3 protein-coding genes and 1 pseudogene are annotated in these 2,792 nt (G+C 71.8%); all 4 read left to right on the top strand.

Going from position 1 to position 2,792, the window contains the following annotated elements:
* A partial coding sequence (locus G7A99_RS25030; RefSeq protein WP_240466040.1) for a FliI/YscN family ATPase occupies nucleotides 1-896 on the top strand: 896 nt, incomplete at its 5' end.
* A 12-nt stretch (nucleotides 897-908) separates the two neighbouring features.
* Nucleotides 909-1,370, top strand: a complete 462-nt coding sequence (gene fliJ / locus G7A99_RS00190) for a flagellar export protein FliJ (RefSeq protein ID WP_240466041.1) — start codon at nucleotides 909-911, stop codon at nucleotides 1,368-1,370.
* Complete coding sequence (locus tag G7A99_RS00195; RefSeq protein ID WP_163138573.1) at nucleotides 1,370-2,419, top strand: flagellar hook-length control protein FliK; 1,050 nt, start codon at nucleotides 1,370-1,372, stop codon at nucleotides 2,417-2,419. Before fliJ ends, G7A99_RS00195 begins: the two co-directional genes overlap by 1 nt.
* Nucleotides 2,420-2,528: 109 nt before the next feature.
* Nucleotides 2,529-2,792: pseudogene (locus tag G7A99_RS00200) on the top strand (hypothetical protein); the annotation flags it as partial.

Consider the following 2,792-nt stretch of genomic DNA (forward strand, 5'->3'; position numbering starts at 1 on the left):
CTATCAACGCGCTGCTTACCGTGGGCCAGGGCCAGCGTATGGGCCTGTTCGCGGGCAGCGGCGTGGGCAAGAGCGTGCTGCTCGGCATGATGACCCGCTACACCAACGCCGACGTCGTGGTGGTGGGGCTCATCGGCGAGCGCGGCCGGGAGGTCAAGGAGTTCATCGAGGACATCCTCGGCGAGGAAGGGCTGGCGCGCTCCGCGGTGGTGGCAGCGCCGGCGGACACCTCGCCGCTGATGCGCATGCACGGGGCCATGCTCGCCGCCAGCATCGCCGAGTACTTCCGCGACCAGGGCCTGCGCGTGCTCCTGCTCATGGACTCGCTGACCCGCTACGCCCAGGCCCAGCGCGAGATCGGACTGGCCATCGGCGAGCCGCCGGCGACCAAGGGTTATCCACCGTCGGTGTTCGCGCGCCTGCCCCAGCTCGTCGAGCGCGCCGGCAACGCCGGTCGGGGCGAGGGTTCGATCACCGCCTTCTATACGGTGCTCACCGAGGGCGACGACCAGCAGGACCCGGTGGCCGATTCCGCCCGCGCGATCCTCGACGGGCACATCGTGCTCTCGCGCTCGCTCGCCGAGAGCGGCCACTACCCGGCCATCGACATCGAGGCGTCCGCGAGCCGGGCGATGCTCAACATCACCGACGACGCGCACGTACGCGCGAGTCAGCGCCTGCGGCGGCTCTATGCCACCTACCGGCGCAACGAGGACCTCATCAACGTCGGCGCCTACCAGCACGGCAGCGACGCGTCCGTGGACGAGGCGATCGCCTATCACTCGTCCATCATGCGGTTTCTCGGTCAGGATATCGGCGAGGCCGTTTCGTTCCGGGACGCCGTTGCCGAGCTGCACGACCTCATCGGCGAGGACACGGGGGCGAGTCTTGCCTAAGAGGGGATGCCATTGACACGACGTAGCGAACGCATGCAGCCCATCCAGCGTCTCGCCGGTGAGCGGGCGCGGGAGGATGCGCGCCGTCTCGCCGGCCGCCGGGACGACGCCGAGCAGGAGCGCGAACGCCTCGCCCAGCTCCAGGGTTTCCGTCGGGAGTACGAGCAGCGCTTCGCGGTCTCCGGCCAGGCGGGGATGGACGCCCACAGGCTGCGTGACTACAACGCCTTCATGGCACGTATCGACACGGCGGTGCGCCAGCAGCGCCAGACCGTGGAGGCGGTCGAGGCGGAGGTGACCGCCCTGCGCGAGCAGTGGCTGAAGTCCTGGGGGGATGCCCGGGCACTCGACACCCTGGTCGAGCGCTACCGCGGCGAGGAGCGCCGGCGCGAGGCCGGCCGGGAACAGCGGGAGAACGACGACTTTGCCCAGCGTGTGCGCCGCGGCGGTGCCCGTGACGGGGGGAGGAACTGATGCAGTCGATCAAGCTTTCAACGGAGACCACCGGCGCATCGCCGGGCACGGCGGCCCAGGCGGGCGCCGGCGCCGGGGGCGACGCCTTCGAGACCCGCCTCGGCGAGGCCATCGAGGCCGCCACCGGACGGCGGCTGAGCAAGGAGCAGATCCGCGATCTGCTCGCCGGCGAGGACGGTGCCGGTCTCAGCCGTGAGCAGTTGCTTGCCCTGCTCGCCGGCCAGGACGCCGGTGGCACGGGGCTGGACGCCGACGCCCTGGCGGGCCAGCTCGCCGGTCTGGAGGCCGATGTCGATGGCGACGGCAGTGACGACGATGATACCGGCATGGACATCGGTGCCTGGATCGCGGCCCTGGTCTCGGCACAGCAGGCCGGCGGGAGCAACGGCGACGGTGCCGACGCCCTGCAGCGCGCCGTTGCCGCCGGCAAGGGTGGCCAGAATGCCGGTGACCGCCTCTCCCAGCTGCTCCAGGGGCTCGGGGCAGGGGGGAGTGCGCCGGACGACAGTAACAGCCGCGACGGCGGGTTCGACGCGCTGCTCGGCAGCGTGGATACCCGCGCCGCCGCGAGCCGCGGCGGCAACGCGACGCCGACGCTGCAGCTCTCGACCCCGGTGGGGCAGCCCGGTTTCACCCGCGGCGTGGCCGATCAGGTCACCTGGATGGTGAACAACGGCACCCAGAATGCCCGGGTCACGCTGGACCCGCCGGATCTGGGTCCGCTGGAGATCTCCGTGTCGACCCGTGACGACCGCACCAGCGTGTCCATCGTCGCCCACCACGCGGGCACCCGGGACGCCCTGATGGCGGACAGCGCGCGGCTGCGGGCGATGCTGGCGGACAACGGGTTCTCGGGGGTCGAGGTCTCGGTGCGTGACGGCAGCGCCGAGGGCGGCAACGCCCAGGCCTTTGGCGACGGGGGCGCTGGCGCCGACGGCGGTCACTCCGGCGACGGCGGCGGCCAGGGCAGCGGTCCGGGCGCCTCGGAGATCCGTCAGGACAACGGCGGCCTGATCGGCGGCAACGGCCTCGTGGACCATTACGTTTGAGCGTGCGGTGCGGAATTGGTTTGCGCCGGGTGGCGGCGTATCCTTGCCGGCCGGTCCGCAGAACACCGCCAGCGCCGGCGCGCTGAACGAATCAACAGGGGGATAAGGAATGCCGACGAACGTCTCCGGGCGCGTCCCGCCCGCCTCGCCGGGCCGGCAGTCGGGCCTGTCCAAGCTGGTCCTGATCCTGGTCATCATGCTGGGCCTGCTGCTCATCGGTGGCGGCACGGTGGCGGCGCTGTACTTCACCGGCGTCGTCGGCGGCGACCAGGCGGCCGAGGCGGCCGCGGCGGAGGGCGATGCCCAGGACGGCGCCCAGAAGGAGCCCGAGCCCAAGCCGGCGCTGTATCTGCCGCTGGAGCCGCCGATCGTG

The organism is Arhodomonas sp. KWT (genome assembly GCF_010993615.1).